Genomic DNA, 20,662 nt, shown 5'->3' on the forward strand with positions numbered 1-20,662 from the left:
AAAAAAAAGACCCCTATGGATTCACTTTCATCTATGAGAGAAAGCTAATCAATAGGAGTCTTTTTTATACATAGGCTAATATTCATTAGTTTTCCCCATAGTCCAGCAATTTAAGGTTGCCGGGTAGAAACTCTCGATCCATATTATCGACTATATATGAGGTAACATCGTCCGTATTAAATTAGTAGTAGCGTAACATTACTAGAGAACTATCGTCAATAGCTTTTTTTCTTCCAATAGAAATAGACCATATAAGTATGATAAAATGTAACGCAGTGTTATGAAAAAGAGAGGTCGGAAAATGAGTATAAAAATGACGCCACCAGTTGAAAAAAACGAGTTTATAGATGTAGTGTTTGAAGATTTAACACATGATGGTGCCGGTGTTGCGAAAGTGAAGGGATATCCTATTTTCGTAAAAAACGGATTACCAGGTGAGGAAGCGCAAATTAAAATTATTAAAGTGAAGAAAAATTTCGCGTTTGGTCGTTTAATGAAGCTTCATCAAGAAAGTCCATATCGTAAAGATGCAGAATGCCCCGTGTACAACGAGTGCGGAGGTTGTCAACTTCAGCACTTAACATATGAAGGACAATTAAAAGCGAAAGAAAAACAAGTACGTGACGTTATGCAGCGCATCGGTGGATTAAGTGATGTTCCTGTTCATCCTGTACTTGGAATGAAAAACCCGTGGGTATACCGCAATAAAGCACAAGTGCCAATTGGAGAACGTGAAGGTGGACTTGTAGCTGGTTTCTATCGTCAAGGAACGCATGACATCATTAATATGGAATCATGCTTAATTCAGGCGGAAGAAAACGATACATTAATTCAAGAAGTAAAACGTATTTGTGAAAAACACGGTATTTCGGCTTACAATGAAGAGCGTAACAAAGGAACACTTCGCCACGTAATGGCTCGCTACGGACAAGTAACAGGGGAAATTATGCTTGTCTTTATTACACGTACAGCTGAATTGCCAAATAAAGAAGCAATCATTGAAGAAATCGCAGCGAAATTCCCAGAAGTAAAATCAATCGTTCAAAACGTAAACACGAAACGTACAAACGTTATTTTCGGAGACAAAACGACAGTACTGTACGGATCAGAATATATTTATGACTTTATCGGTGACATTAAATTCGCGATTTCAGCACGTTCATTCTATCAAGTAAACCCAGAACAAACGAAAGTGCTATACGATAAAACGTTAGAATACGCAAAATTAAATGGTAACGAAACAGTAATTGATGCCTATTGCGGAATTGGATCAATCTCCTTATTCCTAGCACAAAAAGCGAAAAAAGTGTACGGCGTTGAAATCGTCCCAGAAGCAATCGAAGACGCAAACCGAAACGCAGCACTAAACAACATGACAAACGCTGAATTTGGCGTAGGAGAAGCAGAAGTAGTCATTCCAAAATGGTACAAAGAAGGCGTAATCGCCGACACAATGGTCGTAGACCCACCGCGTAAAGGCTGTGATGAAGCATTACTAAACACAATCATCGACATGAAGCCAAAGCGCGTCGTATATGTATCGTGTAACCCAGCAACATTAGCACGCGACTTAAAAGTGCTAGAAGAAGGCGGATATAAAACACAGGAAGTACAGCCTGTTGATATGTTCCCGCATACGACTCATGTAGAGTGTGTGACTTGGCTTAAGTTGGTATAATAAAAAAGCAGTTGATATAGAAAAATCTATACCATCTGCTTTTTGGTTTATAAAAATACCATTCAGCAACGATTTTAGTTAAAATGAGTATTGCTGATTTTCACAAAATATAAATGTCCAAATGTACTTTTGCTATTTGGCTTTATATTTTTAAATTGAGAGTTTGAAATTGTATTCATATTGAGAGGATTTGAATTTGAAATGATAGATAATTTTTGGAATGATTTACCACGACCGTTTTTTGTACTTGCACCAATGGAAGATGTGACAGATGTTGTTTTTCGTCACGTAGTAAGTGAAGCTGGTTGCCCAGATGTATTTTTCACAGAGTTTACAAACTCGGATAGCTATTGTCATCCAGAAGGTATGAAAAGTGTACGTGGCCGTTTAATTTTTACAGAAGATGAACAGCCGATAGTCGCGCATATTTGGGGAGATACTCCTGAATATTTCCGCCAAATGAGTATTGGTATGGCAGAGTTAGGATTTAAAGGCATCGATATTAATATGGGGTGCCCTGTACCGAACGTAGCATCAAGAGGAAAAGGTAGTGGTCTTATTCTACGTCCAGACGTTGCGGCAGAACTTATTCAAGCAGCAAAAGCGGGCGGACTACCTGTCAGCGTAAAAACACGACTTGGCTTTAAAGAGTTAAGCGAGTGGGAGGATTGGTTAACGCACATTTTTAAACAAGATATTGCAAACCTTTCTATTCATTTACGTACAAGAGAAGAAATGAGCCAAGTAGATGCGCACTGGGAACTAATTCCGGAAATTAAAAAATTACGTGACCGTATCGCACCAAATACGCTAATAACAATCAATGGAGACATTCCTGACCGTCAAACTGGAATGGAACTTGCAGAAAAATACGGTATTGATGGCGTTATGATTGGACGAGGAATCTTTAAAAATCCGTTTGCCTTTGAAAAAGAACCGAGAGAGCATAGCAGTCAAGAACACCTTGACCTTTTAAGACTGCAGCTTGACCTTCAAGATCAATATGCAGAAGTACTACCACGTTCAATCACAGGGCTTCATCGCTTCTTCAAAATTTATGTAAAAGGATTCCCTGGAGCTGCTGAACTAAGAAATCAATTGATGAACACGAAATCAACTGATGAAGTGCGTGCGTTGCTTGATAAGTTTGAGGCGAGTGTTGATAAGGATGGAGATAGTGAAACAGTGTAACTTTTGAAAGTTAGAGGGGATAGGGTGTAGCGATTTTATGAGTGTTTGTTCCATTTTAATTAAGGTGAACCGTATCATAAGTAAGTGAGGTATTCTATGTAAAACAAGGGTAAGAAAAGAATACAGGAGAAAATTGAAAATGGCAGGTTGGTCTTGATTTTCACTGATATTATCATGTTTATTTTATTATGCCTATAACTTGGAGGCTATGTGAATGTTAAGTGATCAGACGAGATATTCTAGGCTCGCGAATATAACAAAAATAATAAATACAAAATTAGAACTACGTGAAGTATTGCAGCGTGTAACAATGGCGATATCAGAGGAGATTGTTAGGTGCAACGCTGTTGGAATTTATTTACCCCAGGAAGATGGAACATTTAGAGGGTTTGCAGGAAAACCAGAGACCATAAATGGCGTAACGCTCGATACTCAGGTAATTGATCCTGAAATAGACTTACTGGCAAAAGAAGTTATTGAAACCAAAAAAACCATCTCTATCCCTGATACCTCAAAGGATCATCGGCCGGATCCGAGACCAGTTGATGCGTTCAAAATTAAGTCCTTATTAGCCCTGCCTATCTCATTTGGGCAAGAGTTATTTGGTCTGGTTTTTTTATTTGATTATGGAGCTCCAATGAACTTAACAGATTCAGAAATTCAAAGTGTTGAAGCTTATGTAAATATGGCTGCGGTCGCAATTCAAAACGCAAATAATTTAACACAAAAGGAAAACCTTATTGCCGAGAAGCAGCTGTTACTAGATGTTACCCGTGAGTTATCAATGTGTTCCTCGATACAGGAGAGTTTTGATAAATGTTTTTTTTACTTAGGACAGATTTTAGAGAGTAAAAACATGGCTGCCCACCTTTTAGACCCGATAGACAAAACAACGATTAAAACAACGAAGTTAAGCAAGGACTGTGATTGGACAGAAGCGGATTGGATGGAGAAAAGCTATGAAGCCAAGATCCAAGAGGTTATTCAAACAAAAAATATAGATAGTAAGGGTCTACTGATGATTCCATTGGTTTCAATGGGAGAAGTATTAGGGGTAATCGTCGTGGGCAAAGAGGGAAAAGCTCACAATTACGATAATTCCCAAATTCAACTGGCAAAATCTATCGTTGATGCCACAGCTCCTACGTTTTCAAACTTGTTATATATGGATCAACTTGAAAGCATGGTGGAAGAGCGAACGAGGGAACTAGCTGCTGCTAATGAAAAAGTTACAAGTGTGATTGAAATTATTACGGATGGATTCTTTACTTTGAATAATAAATGGGAATTCACGTACGTAAATAAGCATCAATATTTTCCACAAAGAAAAACAGCAAAAGATGTATTAGGTAAGAATATATGGGAGGTCTTCCCGAGTAGCGTCGACGCAGTTATGTATAAGGAATTTCATCGTGCAATGTCAGAGCGAATTACAGTTCATTTCGAATTTTTTTCTATCTCTGATGAATATTGGCACGAAGTTATTGCATACCCGTATGATGATGGTATTTGTTGTATTTTTAAAAACATAACGGAAAAAAAGCAATATGAGCAGGAATTGAAAAGGTTATCCAACATAGATTTAATAGGACAAATGGCAGCAGGTATCAGCCATGAGATCAGAAATCCAATGACAACAGTACGAGGGTTTTTGCAGTTATTAAAAGAAGAGCACACCTATGAGAAACATAATAAGTACTTTAAATTAATGATTGAAGAACTTGACCGTGCCAATTCTATTATTACTGAATTTCTCTCAATGGGTAATACAAAGAAATCGGATTTGCAGATGTTAGATTTAAATTCAATTATCCACGATATTATTCCTTTAATAAAGATTGATACGTATAATCAAAATAAATATATTCAAGTCGATACAAATGACATTCCAGAATTACTTTTAAATCGTAATGAGATACGGCAATTATTAATAAACCTATACCGTAATGGCTTAGAAGCGATGAGCACAGGGAAAATTCTAACCATTAGCACCTACAAGGAATGTCAAAATTGTGTGGTGCTTGCAGTGCGGGATCAAGGAAAAGGTATCAGGCCTGAAGTATTAGAGAAACTGGGTACTCCATTTTACACGACCAAAGATAATGGAACTGGATTGGGATTAGGCGTATGTTATGCTATTGCTACCCGGCATAATGCGAAAATAGAAATTCAAACAGGCTCGGAAGGCACTACCTTTTTTGTTAAATTTAATTATGAAAATAATGAACAATAACCTCATTTAGATTAGTTACGGTGAACCGTACCACAAATAAAAAGAAAAACCTAAGTAAACACAATCAATATATTTCACCTGAATTTTGCGTAACATTCATGTTTGAGTTGCCCACTAAATTAGAGTTGCATAAAAAGAAATGGACTAACCTATATCAGGTTAGTCCATTTTTAAGTGTGTTAATTAATAGTAAATCCCCATCCGTAATTTTGCGCGATTATCCCATCCTTTTTTGCTGTTTTAAAATCATCCCCAAAAGCATTAATCCACCTAAGACTACAAAACCTACCTCTAAAATGTTAAAGTAGTAACTTAACGATATTAATTTATACATGCTAAAAGCATTACTATAATCAACATTTCAGGAGGAAATACAATGGCAATGAGCAACAACGATATATTAAAAAGAGTAAGGTACGCTTTAGATATAAGAGATATAGATATGGTAGAAATCTTTGAACTTGGCGGGATGGAAGTAACGAAAGAGGACGTACTTGATATGCTTACAAAAGTAAAGAGAAGTCCACAACATGAAGCTGAAAATGATGATGTAATCGAAGATGAGTACGTATTAACATGCGACATGATGATGCTAGAGGCATTTTTAAATGGATTTATTACTTTAAAAAGAGGGAAGCAAGATCCGAAACCAGGGCAACCGGCACCTGTACAGAGCAAGGAGAGTGCCAATAACCTTCTTTTAAAGAAAATGAAAATAGCACTATCTTTAACGAGTGAAGATGTGCTTGATATATTAGACAGCGTAGGAGTTATCGTAACAAAAGGAGAATTAGGCGCTTTATTAAGAAAGAAAGGCCATAAGCATTACAAAGAGTGCGGCGATAGATACGCAAGGAATTTCATTAAGGGATTGGCTGTAAAGTATAGAGGGTAATAAGTTTGTTAAAGCAGTAAATGATATAATAGGTAGAGTAGGGCGTTTGTGTCCTATTCTTTTTTATTTGTAAAATAATACACTAGGTGATGAAATGGTACATACATATTTAGGTGAGACAATTAATTTTCATATAACTTATAAGAAGAAAAAGTCGGTGCGTCTTTTTGTAGATTCGTACGGAAATGTGGAAGTGCAAGCTCCAAAGGGAACGCCTGTTGAATACTTAGTCCAATTGTTAGAGGAGAAATGGGATTGGATTCAGAAAACACGTAAGGAAATGCAGGAGCGAGCGCTTGGTCCACAGGAAAAGGATTATGATCAAGGCGAGGGCTTTCTGTATTTAGGGAATACGTATCCGATACAGATTTCTCAAGATGCAAGTATTACGCAAGACAATGCAGTTTTTGAAGGGGATAAGCTACACATTTATGTGAATGAGCTTAAGGATGAGAAAATACAACAAGCTTTAAAACGATTTTACTATAAGCAGTGCAAAGTATTAGTAGAGAAGAGTATTAAAGAGCATCAAAGTAACTTTAAAACAAAACCGCGTTCTATTCGTATTACAGATAGTAGTCGTACGTGGGGAACTTGTGATTCAAATCTACAATTAACGTTTAATTGGAAGCTAGCAATGGCACCTCAGAGGGTAATTGATTATGTAGTTGTTCATGAAATGTGTCATATGGTTCATTTAAATCATGATCGCTCTTTTTGGCGTCTTGTCGGGAAGATAATGCCTGATTATAAGGAAATGGAAAACTGGTTAGCGTTATCTAGTTGGAAGATGACGGTTTAGGGGTACTATTAATTTGGTTGAGTAGAACCAAAATTTATTTTAGAAGACACTATTTGAAAAATGTAATTAAGTAACCTGTGTCCTATATTAATGGGAAATTAACATGAAAAATAGCTTTTATAGTTTAGTCTATTAAAGGATAAATAAATTTGGTTATGAGTGCGTGAATTTCATTTAAAAAGTTTAGATCTCAAAAAACATGTGTATAAATAGAATAACTAAGTAGTTAAGGGGATGGTGTATGTGGAAAAAATACTAAAAATATATAGTATCGCCCCAAATGTTGATGAGAACGGTTTCTGGGAAGGGATAGGGAAAAGTTTCAAAAATCTATCACAAGCACTTTGGGAAATTATTGATAATGCCATTTCAAATTTATTATCAAATCCTAAGAGCTTTCGACAAATAATAATAACTTTTAAGAAGACTTCGAACGGGTATCTTATTCGAATAGAGGACTCAGGTACAGGTATTTTGGATTTGGAAAAAGCCTTTTCTGTGGGGAATAGAGGAAATCAAACAACTACGTTAAACGAGCATGGCTATGGCATGAAAAATTTCTTTGCATTTTGTGACCCTACTAATTCATCGTGGTCTGTTTATACCAGGAGTACTACAGATACTCCTGGTACATATAGAAAGGTTTCAGCACCATATTCGACTCAAGAGATGACAGTAAAGGTTATTTCAGAAAAAGAGACATATTGGCCTGGTCTTTTTAAAGGAACAGGAACAATAATAGAAGTAGAAATTTCAAATGACCTTTTTTTAACTCTTCGTGAACGAGGAGGGTCAACAGCTTTAGCTACTAAATGCTTTGAATATTTATGCGAAGATATAGGATTTGTGTACAGTACATTAATTGATCAATATAATATTGCAATCCGTGTAGATGCAGATGAAATCCCTGAAGGAACATGTCAAATAAAGTCCCTGAGACCTGAGGGAGAAATGTATAATTCATTCAAGGATTTAAAGCGAGATTTTGGAGGGGGACAGGTTTCAGTAGATATTAGTTGGAGAGATATTAAAGATCAAGCAGGAATTAATCGTTATTATCGCAGAAGTGCTCGTTGTTCAGGGGCTGAAATCCGATTAAATGGTCGTGTAATTAGTTATAATCTCTTAGATGAGATTTGGCCGAGAGACAATCACCCATCAACTAATGGATTTTTATTACAAGTAAATATTATTTCAAATAATAAACATGCCTTACCGAGTACAGATCGTACAAAAACAGCACTTTTAGAATCAGACCCGAAAACACAAGCGCTCTATAACTGGATTCGGCAAGAGTGTCCTAAGCCACCGAAAGCAAAGCCGAGCGAACTTAGGGAATTACAGATGTTTAATCGATTAGCGGAGACGGTAGAGAGGATCCATAAAATAACACGCCCTAATGCACACAGTGAAACGAATTATAATGTGTATCGTTGTTATAATTCAGCTGTCAAGGCAGACATGCGTTTTTATGATGGTGAGGCTGTAATTTATTATGAAGGAAAAAAAGGAGAAGCTGATCTCTTGGCGTTTTATCAATTACTTATGTATTGGGATGGGGCAGTTGCTGATAATGATCCACCTACCAAAGCAATTTTAGTTGGAGAGAGATTTAGTCAAGGTGTTAGTGAAGTAATGGATTTTTATAATTCGCGATATGATTCAATGGGCAGACCTTATATGTTTGAAATGAAAACTTGGAAAGAAGCTGGATTGGAAGGATAAGAATTAAATATATGGTGATAATATGAAGTCAGTCTTGTAGGTTCAAGGCTGACTTTTTGATGTTGAAGAGAAAAGTCGTTGTTATATTTAGAAGAAAGGAGAGATTTAGTTTCAATTTTAATAGTAGAGATGCGGTTTATTTTAGAATCTTAGTAATATAGTTCTTTATACTAATTTTTATATGCCCTGTTAACTTATACATTGAGCAGAGAAGTTATCAATGTATAAGTTTTTATAAAAGGAAACCCGGATCAAAAACTTTATAGTTTAATATTAGGATTTAAAACTTGGTATATATTGACTCGCGTAATCAATATATAGTAAAATATTTTTATATTAACACTAAATATATGAAAAAGGGGTATGTTTGTGAGTATTGAAACGGTTTTGTATAAACATAATGGTATCGAGGAAAAAATTGAAATTGATGAAATGGAAGAACATGAAGATTTTGAAATGATGAGAAAAAACATCTATTGTGCATTTGAGGGGTGTGCAGCTAGATTAGAATATGTGCCTAAAGGGAAAAATAAGGCGCATTTTAAAACATGGCCTAATGAAAACCATTCAAAGGATTGCTTTGATTTTTTTGAGAGAGAGAAAAAGAAGAAAAGTGAGAGAGGATCAGCGACCATTAACGTCCCACTTTCATCCAAACATATTAGTAGGGTTTTAAGAGAGTTATATAAAGAAGCGAATGAGAGTGAAGAAGAAAGGAAGAAGAGACTCGTTAAAAAGAGGAACAACAAAAATAAGAAAAAAAATATTATAAAGGATGATTCAGAGGATACGATTTCTATTGGGAGAGTAAACCCTACCACTGCAGAGGTAACAGAAACGCATGGAGAAATCAAAAGGGCACCAAGTGTGAGGAAACGTTCTAATATTCAGCTTTTAAGTGAAAGTGATGTTGGGTATACAAGGGCTGTCAATGGGGATGTTAGGAATATTTCCATTAAGAGAGATAGGGTGGTTATGGAAATTTCGTCAAAAAAGAAAAAGTGTAAAGTTTATTTTGAAGAGGAATTTTTTGCTCATGCAGTAGTAAATATTTTAGGTATGCTCCAAAACGCAAAAGAATATTTATCACAGGGGCGGGAGTTACAAATAACATGTGTTGGAGAAGTTGAAAAAAGAGGAGAAGAATTCCGATTAGTTGTGAACAAGCAACATAATTTCCGGCTAAATGGTGAGCCAATAGCAGTTTTCTCATTTAAGTACTTAAATAATGAGTTTTAACAAGGTCTATTGAAACAAGTTGTTATAAACTACGTTTTTTATATGCCAACGAGAAAATGTAATTTATAAAAGGTGAGTAACTATTAATAGAGTACTCACCTTTTATATAAGGTGAAATTTTAAATGTGAATTATATCCTAGGTTTTATTTTCGGAATTGGATTAAAGATTTGTTTGGATGATAGTGTAATTGAAAACCGTAATACCCTTCAGCTAATAACGCCTGCTGACCACAAAAATCTTCTAACTCAACAGACCTAACATTCTTTGACTGTTTCTTTTTTTTGTTGAGCAATTCCTTCACAAAAACATACCGCATACTACCGCCATACTTCTCCTTCAGTGCAGCAATTTCCATCCCTTGCGCAAATTTATCTTTTAAACTCGGAATGTTAAAAGGTGCAACGGTGCAACAAACATAGTCGTACTGGCTGTCTTCTTTTTGTAATTCATCCATGATGACTGTGGCTAATATTTTTTGCATGCCATTTCCTCGACAGTTTGGATGAACGTTTGAGATTTCTTGATAGATGACGCGGTGTAGCTGACTTTCTGGTAGACCAATATCAAGCCCTAAATGTTCATCGTCGATAGGAGGGACTAGTAGGGCACGAAATGCGATGAGCTCGTTTTGTATAAACGCCCCGATCATCATGCCGTTTCCTTCTAGAATGTATTGAAATTCTTCTAGCGAGAGTGGTTGTAAACGACCTTTATCTTCTAGCGCTTCAACTATAACGTTTTGTAATGATAAAATTTGTTCCATATGTTCTAAAGATAGTAATGTAACGTGAAATGAATCGTTGTTTTGTTTTAATTTTCCTTCGTAAAGAATCGTCATGTGTTAGTCCTCCTTTAGCGTACAACGTCTTGAAAGACGGTTAATTCTTGTAATGTATTTTCGTTTATTTCAATGCCGAGTCCCGGCTTTTCGTTTAAGCGAATAAATGGTACGTCGTAATGTAAGTTTCCGATGTCTTTCGTGAATTTTAATGGTCCTGTTAGCTCGACGCTAGTAATGATTTTTTTTGAGAAAGCGACATGGAATCCTGCGGAAGAGGCAACAGATGATTCGACCATGGATCCAACTTGGCATTCAATGCCTGCCATTTCAGCTTGATGAGCGAGTTTTACAGCTGGATATATGCCGCCGCATTTCATTAGTTTTATATTCACTTTATCAGCTGCGTCTAATTTAATAATTTGGCGCATTTCACGAGAGCCTTTTAGTCCTTCATCAATCATAAGCGGAAGATCTGTTTTCGAACGAATATGAGCCATTGCGTCAATATCGTCTGCGACAACAGGCTGTTCAATCCAGTCGATGTTTAAATGTCCTAATGAACGAAGTGCTGTTAATGTGTTTGCGCTATTTTTCCAGCCTTGGTTTACATCAACACGAATCGCGATATCATTTCCTACACGTTCACGTACAGCTTCAATTCGTTTTACATCTTCTTTTACATTCGTGCCGACTTTCATTTTGAAAGATTGGTAACCTTTCTTAATCATGGAAGCTGCTTCTTCAGCCATATTTTCTGGATCGGCGATACTTAAGACGTGAGTGACAGGAAATTCTTCATGGTAGCGTCCTCCAATTAATTGATATACAGGTTGATTTAGTTTTTTACCCAGTATATCAAAACAAGCGATATCAATCGTAGCTTTCGCGGTAGGAATACCATAAATTGTATTGTCCATCATATCGTGTATTTTTTCGATATTCATTGGATTTTTCCCAATTAGAGCAGGAGCTAGTGTATGTTTTAAAACATGGAAAGTACTTTCCCATGATTCACCTGTAACGTGATCATCAGCAACGCCTTCACCGTAACCGATAATGCCTTCATCTGTTTCCATTTTGACGATAATAGAAGGCATATCAGAATAAGAACCATAACTAATAACAAACGGATCGCGAAGTGGTAAACGAATTGCGTAAAGATGAATAGCTGTAATTTTCATTGAATAAAGACCCCTTCCTGTTTACAATGGTTTTGTACATTTGATATAGTTGACGTTAAATAGTCGTTAATTAATGATAAGGAGTTAGAGAAAATGATGATAAAAATTGCAGTTGTCGGTTCAAAAGAGTTTATGGAGAATCTTTTACCTATTGCTCATAAACTAGAAGAAATAGAGATTGATCCATATATTTACCTTCATCCAGCAGAATCTTCTGAACTATTAAAGCGTTTAAAACCTTGTGATGCTATCTTTTTCTCGGGTGCCCTACCTTATTATATGGCAAAAGAAATAAGAGAACAATTACCAATTCCAAGTGTATATTTGCAGCAAGACGAGACAACTGTCGCATCTTCACTCCTTTCTATAATATACCATCAAAGTATTCAACCTCATAAAATTTCAATTGATTTAGTAGATCGTTCGTTTATTACAAATGTGTTCCATGACATCGGTCTACAAGAAACGCCGCAAGTGATGGATTATGAAAATATGTTATGGAGTAATGATGAAATTAAGAGAATCATTGATTTTCATTTAGCTAAATATCAATCTGGAGAGGTTGATTTAGCTTTAACTAGTATTCACGCTGTCTACGATGAACTTCAAAAAATAGGGATTCCTTCAGAGCGTATGATAGATCCAACGCAATCAATTATACATGGGTTAAAAGATGCAAAAATAAAAGCTGAGTTAGCAAAAAGCCATTCAGCTACTGTTGGTGCTTGTATTATATCCTTTATAGAGTTACAAGAAAGCTCGCTTGAACAATTAAATGTAATTTCAAAAGAATTACGTGGTTCATTTAAACAAGTTGATGAAATGACTTTTATTTTGTATACAACTCGTGGTGATATTGAATTGAGTATAAAAACAAATACGATAGACCGTTTATTTATGAATATAGAAGGCGCAGTATCTATTGGATTTGGTTACGGAAAAACAGTAAATGAAGCGGAACAAAATGCAAAAATCGCTCGAGGTTTCGCAAAGAATAATCCGATAGAAAGCTGCTTTTATATACTAACAAGTGATAAAGAATTATTTGGTCCGTTCCCGAAAGAACAGAGAGTACAAAGTTTAAAAAACGATAATCCTGAATTAATGAAAATAGCGAAGGAAACGAAGCTTAGTCCTGCAAACTTGTCAAAAATTATTCAGTTTAGTCAATCGCATCCATCATTGAAATTTACAGCGGCGGATCTTTCTGAGTACTTACAAGTGACTCGGCGATCGACGGAAAGGCTGTTAAAGAAATTAGTTGATTACAGATATGCCAATATTTGCGGCGAGGAAATGCCCTATCAACAAGGGCGCCCTCGTGCAATATATGAGCTGAATTTACCGTTGTATTCGTTTCAAAAATTTTAAGCTTCTAGTTGTGCTTTTTGTTTTTTCAGTAGGTCTGCTTTTTCAATATCAGATAGCTTCGTAATTGTGAAGCCAGTTATACCATAAATGATTGAGATAATAGGTACGATGAAATTCAATATAGCATAAGGAGCATATTCGAATGCACCGACTCCAAGTGTTGCGAGTATAAATACACCACATGTATTCCAAGGTACGAAAACAGAAGTTAATGTTCCACCATCTTCTAATGCTCTGGATAAATTTTTAGAATGTAGTCCTTTTTCTGTGTACGCATTTGCATACATTCTTGAAGGAACAACAATCGAAATATATTGTTCAGAGCAAGTAAGATTCGTTGCAAAGCAAGATGCGATGGTAGAAGCGATAAGTCCTTTTGATGATGTCGCTAATTTTAAAATTTGATTTACAATTGAGCGAAGAATGCCAGTATGTTCTAGTACTCCGCCGAAAGTCATAGCGACAATTGTCATAGAAACTGTATTCATCATAGAGCTTAAGCCACCACGGTTAAATAGTTCATCTACTAGCTTGTTTCCAGTGTCTATGACAAATCCACTTTGGAGTGCACCGACAGCTGATGAGACAGAGCCACCTTGAATAAAGACTTGTGATAAGAATCCTAAAATAACACCTACGAGAATAGCTGGTATAGCAGGGACTTTTTTAGCGACCAATACCATAACGACTACGGGTATAATTAATAGGAAAGGCGAAATAACAAAGTTTTGTTGCAATACTTGTAACGTTTGATCGATGCTTTTTGCATCGATATTGTTATCGCCGAAGCTTCTTCCTAAGAAAGCATAGACGATAAGAGTAATAATTAAACCTGGAATTGTAGTAAATAACATATGACGAATATGTGTGAATAAATCTGTATTTGTTAATCCAGCTGCTAAGTTTGTCGTGTCTGAAAGCGGTGACATTTTATCGCCAAAATAAGAACCGGAAATTATAGCGCCAGCAACCATTGGAGCTGGGATTCCCATACTTAGGCCAATTCCCATTCCAGCAACACCGATTGTTCCCATTGTAGACCAAGAGCTACCGATTGCTAATGCAACGATAGAACAAATAATTGTAATTGAAACTAAAAATAGTGATGGAGTTAAAAGTTTTAAGCCGTAATAAATCATAGTAGCGACGATTCCGCCGCCAATCCAAGCACCGATCGTTAAACCTACAAGAATAATGATAACGATAGCGGGTAATGCAAGGCGAATTCCTTTATACATCGATTCTTCAATGTCATTCCATTTGTAACCGTACCGCCAAGCGACGATCGAAGCAACGGTTGTACCGATAATAAGTGGGACGTGAGGGCTTTGTTCTAATACAACAATTGTAACCATCATAACTGCAACTGTAATGATAATAGGGATTATTGCTATGCCAAAAGGTATTTCTCTTTTCATAAACTGCCTCCTCATTATGTATGTTTGTATTTTTAGAATTGTCGCAAAATAGACGTTATTAAGTTATAATAACTAAAAATAGATGTAAGCGTCAATATAAAAACAGAAAATATAGAATCTTCTATTTGTATGGATATCTTTATAAGATGAGTTGAAATCGGGTATTAACGGTATTGAAAAATAAACAATTGACTTTTTTCTTAAAATTCAATATGTTCATAAAAACATCTGTTTTTCATAAGTATAATTAATCTGAATGGTTTGTAATTAGGGGAAGGAGAATGAAGCTTTGAAAACATTAGAACTACAAGAGCGTTTAACTGAAATTTTTCAGCATTTACATGAAAACCCTGAAGTAAGCTGGAAGGAATATGAAACGACAGCTTATATTACTAACTTTTTAAAAGAAGAAGGAATTTCATATAAAATATTTGATGATTGCCCTGGCGTGATTGCTGAAATCGGAAGAGGGAATCCAGTTATCGCGATTCGTGCTGATATGGATGCACTATGGCAAGAAGTAGACGGAGAATTTAAAGCGAATCACTCGTGCGGCCACGATGCTCATATGACAATTGTGATGGGCCTTATTTTACAATTGAAAAATATGAGATGGGATAGTGGTACTGTTAGATTTATTTTTCAGCCGGCAGAGGAAAAAGGAAATGGTTCCTTAAAGATGGTAGAGAAGGGCGCCGTGGATGATGCTGATTTCTTATTTGGTGTTCATTTAAGGCCGATTGAAGAACTGCCTTTGAAACAAGCAGCCCCATCTATTCGTCACGGAGCTGCAGCATTTTTAGAAGGGATGATTCATGGAGATGATGCACACGGGGCACGCCCACATCAAGGTATAAATGCAATTGATGTCATTTCAATGATCAATATTGGATTGAAAAATATATGGTTACCGCCGCAGACGTCTTATTCTGTTAAGATGACGAGATGCCAAGCTGGTGGTGATAATCTAAATATTATTCCAGGTAACGGGCACTTTAGTTTAGATGTAAGAGCAGAAAATAACATATTACTAGATGAATTGAAGCGAAAAATAGAGCAAGTAATTCAGTCAGCTGAATCAATGGGATCTAAACTTTCTTATGAGTGGATTGATCTCGCACCAGGAGCTGAAGTGTCAGAAGAAGCTGAGCGTTTCATGCGGAAAGGCATTCTTGAAGTGTACGGGGAAGAGGGATGTACTGGACCACTGTATACGACAGGAAGCGATGATTTCCATTACTATACAGTGAAAAGACCCCATTTAAAAGCTGTCATGCTTGGACTAGGGGCGAACTTACAACCTGGATTACACCATCCGTATATGAAGTTTGATCATAGCTGTATAATGGATGGAGTAGAAATATTGAAACAAACTGTATTGAAAGTATTAGAAGACAGGGGCTAGAAAGCTCCTGTTTTTTTGGTAGGAATTTGTTGTTAAGTCGATATATTCGATTCCGCGATAATATAATTTCACGTACCAATTAATTTGATAAAAATGAGCATTCAGTACGTGGTGTATAATAATAGTAATATTTCTTAATAGGAGCAAACGAATGAACGAACAATATTACGATGCTGTATTAAATATAAAAACTGTCGGCGAGCAAAAAGGATTTAATAAGTCTATGCATTATCACCGTTATGAACCGACGCCATATAGCGGATTAGATGAGTTATTGAATCAATATGAAATAACAAGTAGCGATCGAATTGTAGACTTTGGGTGCGGAAAAGGGAGATTGAATTTTTACATGCACCATAAGTGCGATGCATTAGCGGTTGGAATTGAAATGAATGAAGAGTTTTATAAAGAAGCAATGGATAATCGTGATCGTTATGCGCGAAAAGTGAGAAACAGTAAAGATAAAATTTGGTTTGAATGTTGTTTAGCGCAGGAATATGAGATTGATCCACGTGATAACCGGTTTTATTTCTTCAATCCATTTTCTGTACAAGTGTTTATGAACGTAGTGAATAACATTTTGCTTTCGGTAGAGGAAATAGAGAGGGAAGTGGATATTATTTTATACTATCCTTCTGAAGATTATATTTTCTTCTTAGAGAACCAGACTGCGTTTGAATTGAAGAGAGAGGTTAGATTGCCGGGTGCTTATGAGAAGAATGGGAATGAGAGATTTTTAGTTTATACATTAGGATTATAAAAAAAGCAGGTGCCTTGGCACCTGCTTTTTTAAAACTCACGTCTATATAATTAGTTACGGATTAAGTAATCAAATGCACCTAAAGCTGCATTCGCACCTGAACCCATAGAGATGATGATTTGTTTGTACGGATTATTTGTACAGTCACCTGCACCAAACACTCCTGGTACGTTTGTAGCGCCGTGCTTGTCTGTTACGATTTCACCGCGAACGCGTTCAACTGTTTCGCCTAACCAGTCTGTGTTTGGCACAAGACCGATTTGAACGAATACACCTTGTAATTCAACATGGTGTACTTCTTCAGTTTCACGATCGATGTAAGAAATACCGTTTACTTTATCAGTACCAGTGATTTCTTTCGTTTGAACGTTTTTCAGAACAGTTACGTTTGGTAAGCTGTTAAGACGTTCTTGTAATACAGCATCAGCTTTTAATTCTGGCATGAATTCAAGAACAGTTACGTGCTTAACAATACCTGCTAAGTCGATAGCTGCTTCAATACCAGAGTTACCACCGCCGATAACCGCTACATCTTTTCCGATGAATAATGGACCGTCACAGTGTGGGCAGTATGCTACACCTTTGTTTTTGAACTCAGCTTCACCCGGTACGCCAACATTACGCCAGCGAGCACCTGTTGAAACGATTACGCTCTTACTTTTCAGAATAGCGCCGTTTTCAAGTTCCACTTCAATAAGTTCTTTTTTCTCTAAACGTTTCGCACGTTGTAGATTCATTACATCGATGTCGTATTCTTTTACGTGCTCTTCAAGGCTTGCTACTAGCTTAGGACCTTCAGTGCGTTTTACGCTGATGAAGTTCTCAATACCCATAGTATCCATTACTTGACCACCGAAGCGCTCAGCAACGATACCAGTGCGGATGCCTTTACGTGCTGCATAAATTGCTGCACTTGCACCAGCTGGGCCGCCACCAACAACAAGAACATCGTATGGATCTTTATCAGAAAGCTCTGATGCATCTGGACCGTTACCCATTTTAGCTAAAATTTCTTCAAGTGTCATACGACCGCTTCCGAAAGATTCGCCATTTAGGTAAACAGTTGGTACTGCCATGATGTCTTTACTTTCTACTTCCTCTTTAAATGCAGCGCCATCAATCATAGTATGTGTAATACCAGAGTTTAGAACGCTCATCACGTTAAGAGCTTGTACAACATCAGGACAGTTATGACAACTTAGGCTGATATAAGATTCAAAATGATATTCGCCTTGAATGTTTTTGATTTGATCGATTAATTTTTGTTCAACTTTTGGAGCACGTCCACTAACTTGTAGTAAAGCTAACACTAATGAAGTAAATTCGTGTCCTAATGGAATACCAGCGAATACGACACCAGTGTCTTCACCAGGGCGATTTACGCTAAAGCTTGGTGTTCTCTCTAGTTCAACTTTTTCTACTGTAATCTTAGATGACATAGTAGCTAATTCATCTACTAGAGATAACATATCTTTAGATACGTTATCGTCTCCTGCGCTTACTTTAAGTAAAATATCGTTCTCCATTAACTGAAGGTATTGGGATAGTTGTGTTTTTATATCTGCATCTAGTATCATTTTGATCGAACTCCTTAGATTTTGCCTACAAGGTCAAGGCTTGGTTTAAGTGTTGCAGAACCCTCTTGCCATTTAGCTGGGCAAACTTCACCTGGGTTGTTACGTACGTATTGAGCTGCTTTAATTTTGTTAACAAGGATGCTTGCGTCACGGCCGATACCGTCAGCATTGATTTCCATAGATTGGATAACGCCGTCTGGATCGATGATGAATGTACCACGAGCAGCAAGACCTTCTTCTTCCATTAAAACGTTGAAGTTTGTAGTGATTGTGCGAGTTGGGTCACCAATCATAATGTATTCGATTTTGCCGATAGTTTCTGAGCTATCATGCCATGCTTTGTGAGTGAAGTGAGTGTCTGTAGATACAGAGTATACTTCAACGCCTAAGTCTTTTAGAGTTGCGTATTGGTTTTGTAAGTCTTCAAGTTCAGTTGGACAAACGAATGTGAAGTCTGCTGGATAGAAACAAACTACGCTCCATTTTCCTTTTAAACTTTCGTCAGTAACTTGGATAAATTCTCCATTATGGTAAGCATTAGCTTTAAACGGTTTTACTTCTGTGCCGATTAATAACATATTAAAATTCCTCCTAAAGGTTGGTTTTGAGCATCGGAAATTAGTTTGCTCATAAAATATATTTTTTAATTAACTATAATAATTCTAATTCGATATTAATTATCATATAGAAGTGGTTATTTTGTCAAGAGAATAAACCAACTTTATACCAATTTAATTAATATTTATTCTCAATTAAGGCTGCTAGGGAATTAAAAGGTAATTTTCAAGTCATAAATTTTCAATGAGTGTTTGAAAGAGTAGTGTGTATGTTAGAGACATGGTGTAAGTATAAATTCTTAGGAAGGAAATATTTCTTAGAAGTTGTGGATTTGAAAAGGAACTGCTTACTTCTATTTTACAAAGAATTGTGCAATAAATAAAACAAAATGTATCGGAATCTTTGTGAACAATTATTGTCATCATAAATATATATAATAAGAAGTATATTGCAATGAGAAATAGAAACATTGACGCTCATTTCTAACAAGATATAATAAAAGCGAGATATGTATTGCAATAGAGAAGATATAGTATAGATTGAAAAAGTTTCAGTCTATTATTTTTTACGGCTTTTAGAAAACGTTTACATTTAGTGTGGAGGGGAAACCATGTCTAAGTTCACGAAGTATTTTTTAATGGAAGCTAAAGATGTGATTGCATATGTGCAAGAGAAATTACCTAAGTTCGAGCATGCAAAGGGGCTAAAGTGTAAAGAAATAGGTGATGGTAATTTAAATTATGTGTTCCGCGTTTGGGATGAACAGAAGAACATTTCTGTCATTGTAAAGCAAGCTGGGGATACAGCGCGTATTTCAGATGAGTTTAAGTTGTCGACGAATCGAATCCGTATAGAATCAGATGTTTTGCGATTAGAAGGAGAGTTAGCATCTGGACTCGTGCCAAATGTATATTTGTTTGATAGTGTGATGAATTGTTGCGTGATGGAAGATTTATCAGATCACACAATATTGCGTACAGCACTCATAAATCATCAAATGTTTCCGAGGCTTGCTGATGATTTAACTACTTTTATGGTAAATACCCTTCTATTAACATCAGATGTTGTAATGAATCATAAAGAGAAGAAGGAACTCGTGAAGAATTATATAAATCCTGAGTTATGTGAGATTACAGAGGACCTCGTATATTCAGAGCCATTCACAAACCAAACCATAATAAACGCAACGAATTGTTTCAATTAAATGCAGGATGGATTAGGGAGCATATTTATAGTGATAAAGAGCTTCGTATGGAAGTAGCAAAACTTAAGTTTTCGTTTATGACGAATGCACAAGCGCTACTTCACGGTGATTTACATACTGGTTCTGTTTTTGTAAAAAGTGATTCTACAAAGGTTATTGATCCTGAATTTGCTTTTTATGGACCTATGGGATATGACGTTGGGAATATAATGGCGAATTTAATGTTTGCATGGGTGAATGCAGATGCAGTGATGCAATCTGGTATTGAGAAAGATACATATATGAACTGGATAGAATCTACCATGATAGATGTAATTGATTTATTTAAGAAGAAGTTTTTAGACGCTTGGGATATTCATGTGACAGAGATTATGGCGAAGGAAGAAGGCTTTAACCGAGTTTATTTACAATCTGTATTAGAGGATACAGCTGCAGTGACGGGTCTTGAGTTAATTCGTCGTATTGTTGGTCTAGCGAAGGTAAAGGATATGACTTGTATTGAGAATGAAGAGGCGCGTGCTAGAGCGGAGCGAATTTGTCTTCAGACAGCGAAGAAGTTTATTTTACAAGCGAATCAATATAAAACAGGTAGCAGCTTTGTAGAAACGTTAAAAAAACAGTCAATGCATAGTGCGAAATAAG

At 36.3% G+C, this 20,662-nt stretch carries 15 protein-coding genes, 1 pseudogene and 1 riboswitch; of the genes and pseudogenes, 11 read left to right on the plus strand and 5 right to left on the minus strand.

Going from position 1 to position 20,662, the window contains the following annotated elements:
- Positions 1 to 78: 78 nt before the first annotated feature.
- Positions 79 to 180, minus strand: a riboswitch (purine riboswitch).
- Between the two features lie 121 nt (positions 181 to 301).
- The 7 genes from rlmD to NSQ69_RS01945 all read left to right on the plus strand — a co-directional run bounded on the left by rlmD (position 302) and on the right by NSQ69_RS01945 (position 9,763).
- A complete protein-coding gene (gene rlmD, locus NSQ69_RS01915; protein ID WP_002124913.1) occupies positions 302 to 1,678 on the plus strand; it encodes a 23S rRNA (uracil(1939)-C(5))-methyltransferase RlmD in 1,377 nt (458 codons plus the stop codon).
- Positions 1,679 to 1,879: 201 nt separating this feature from the next.
- Positions 1,880 to 2,869, plus strand: a complete 990-nt coding sequence (locus NSQ69_RS01920) for a tRNA dihydrouridine synthase (RefSeq protein ID WP_002124914.1) — start codon at positions 1,880 to 1,882, stop codon at positions 2,867 to 2,869.
- A gap of 214 nt (positions 2,870 to 3,083) precedes the next feature.
- Entirely contained in the window at positions 3,084 to 5,102 is a 2,019-nt protein-coding gene (locus tag NSQ69_RS01925; protein WP_002124915.1) for a GAF domain-containing sensor histidine kinase, read from the plus strand.
- Positions 5,103 to 5,478: 376 nt separating this feature from the next.
- Entirely contained in the window at positions 5,479 to 5,997 is a 519-nt protein-coding gene (locus tag NSQ69_RS01930; protein ID WP_003187106.1) for a YehS family protein, read from the plus strand.
- 94 nt (positions 5,998 to 6,091) lie between these two features.
- Positions 6,092 to 6,799, plus strand: a complete 708-nt coding sequence (locus tag NSQ69_RS01935) for a M48 family metallopeptidase (RefSeq protein WP_063226350.1) — start codon at positions 6,092 to 6,094, stop codon at positions 6,797 to 6,799.
- Positions 6,800 to 7,042: 243 nt separating this feature from the next.
- Positions 7,043 to 8,524 carry an ATP-binding protein gene (locus NSQ69_RS01940; RefSeq protein ID WP_341098893.1) on the plus strand — a complete coding sequence of 494 codons (1,482 nt, stop codon included), beginning with the start codon at positions 7,043 to 7,045 and terminating at the stop codon, positions 8,522 to 8,524.
- Positions 8,525 to 8,911: 387 nt separating this feature from the next.
- Complete coding sequence (locus NSQ69_RS01945) at positions 8,912 to 9,763, plus strand: hypothetical protein (RefSeq protein ID WP_341098894.1); 852 nt, start codon at positions 8,912 to 8,914, stop codon at positions 9,761 to 9,763.
- A 144-nt stretch (positions 9,764 to 9,907) separates the two neighbouring features.
- Here the strand turns inward: NSQ69_RS01945 and NSQ69_RS01950 are convergent, their stop codons facing one another.
- Positions 9,908 to 10,603, minus strand: a complete 696-nt coding sequence (locus NSQ69_RS01950) for a GNAT family N-acetyltransferase (RefSeq protein ID WP_341098895.1) — start codon at positions 10,601 to 10,603, stop codon at positions 9,908 to 9,910.
- A 14-nt stretch (positions 10,604 to 10,617) separates the two neighbouring features.
- Positions 10,618 to 11,727, minus strand: coding sequence for a mandelate racemase/muconate lactonizing enzyme family protein (locus tag NSQ69_RS01955; RefSeq protein WP_002124921.1), 1,110 nt, complete (start codon positions 11,725 to 11,727; stop codon positions 10,618 to 10,620).
- A gap of 93 nt (positions 11,728 to 11,820) precedes the next feature.
- Here NSQ69_RS01955 and NSQ69_RS01960 point away from each other — a divergent pair, with 93 nt between their 5' ends.
- Positions 11,821 to 13,098, plus strand: coding sequence for a hypothetical protein (locus NSQ69_RS01960; protein WP_002124924.1), 1,278 nt, complete (start codon positions 11,821 to 11,823; stop codon positions 13,096 to 13,098).
- Here NSQ69_RS01960 and nhaC read toward each other — a convergent pair.
- On the minus strand, positions 13,095 to 14,516 hold the full coding sequence (gene nhaC / locus NSQ69_RS01965; protein WP_002010164.1) for a Na+/H+ antiporter NhaC: 1,422 nt from the start codon (positions 14,514 to 14,516) through the stop codon (positions 13,095 to 13,097). The genes NSQ69_RS01960 and nhaC overlap by 4 nt on opposite strands.
- Positions 14,517 to 14,805: 289 nt before the next feature.
- Between nhaC and NSQ69_RS01970 the strand changes: the two genes are divergently transcribed.
- Positions 14,806 to 15,921, plus strand: a complete 1,116-nt coding sequence (locus NSQ69_RS01970; RefSeq protein WP_002124929.1) for a M20 peptidase aminoacylase family protein — start codon at positions 14,806 to 14,808, stop codon at positions 15,919 to 15,921.
- A 151-nt stretch (positions 15,922 to 16,072) separates the two neighbouring features.
- On the plus strand, positions 16,073 to 16,681 hold the full coding sequence (locus tag NSQ69_RS01975; protein WP_078203775.1) for a methyltransferase: 609 nt from the start codon (positions 16,073 to 16,075) through the stop codon (positions 16,679 to 16,681).
- A gap of 50 nt (positions 16,682 to 16,731) precedes the next feature.
- Here NSQ69_RS01975 and ahpF read toward each other — a convergent pair whose 3' ends face one another.
- Together ahpF and ahpC are read right to left on the minus strand one after the other, a co-directional pair.
- Complete coding sequence (gene ahpF / locus NSQ69_RS01980; protein ID WP_002124933.1) at positions 16,732 to 18,258, minus strand: alkyl hydroperoxide reductase subunit F; 1,527 nt, start codon at positions 18,256 to 18,258, stop codon at positions 16,732 to 16,734.
- Between the two features lie 14 nt (positions 18,259 to 18,272).
- Positions 18,273 to 18,836 (minus strand): alkyl hydroperoxide reductase subunit C, encoded by a 564-nt coding sequence (gene ahpC, locus NSQ69_RS01985; protein ID WP_000924420.1) that lies wholly within the window; start codon positions 18,834 to 18,836, stop codon positions 18,273 to 18,275.
- A 590-nt stretch (positions 18,837 to 19,426) separates the two neighbouring features.
- Here ahpC and mtnK point away from each other — a divergent pair.
- Positions 19,427 to 20,661: pseudogene (gene mtnK, locus NSQ69_RS01990) on the plus strand (S-methyl-5-thioribose kinase).
- Position 20,662 lies beyond the last annotated feature (1 nt).

The organism is Bacillus sp. FSL R10-2201 (genome assembly GCF_038008665.1).
GTDB classification, from domain to species: Bacteria; Bacillota; Bacilli; order Bacillales; family Bacillaceae_G; genus Bacillus_A; species Bacillus_A mycoides.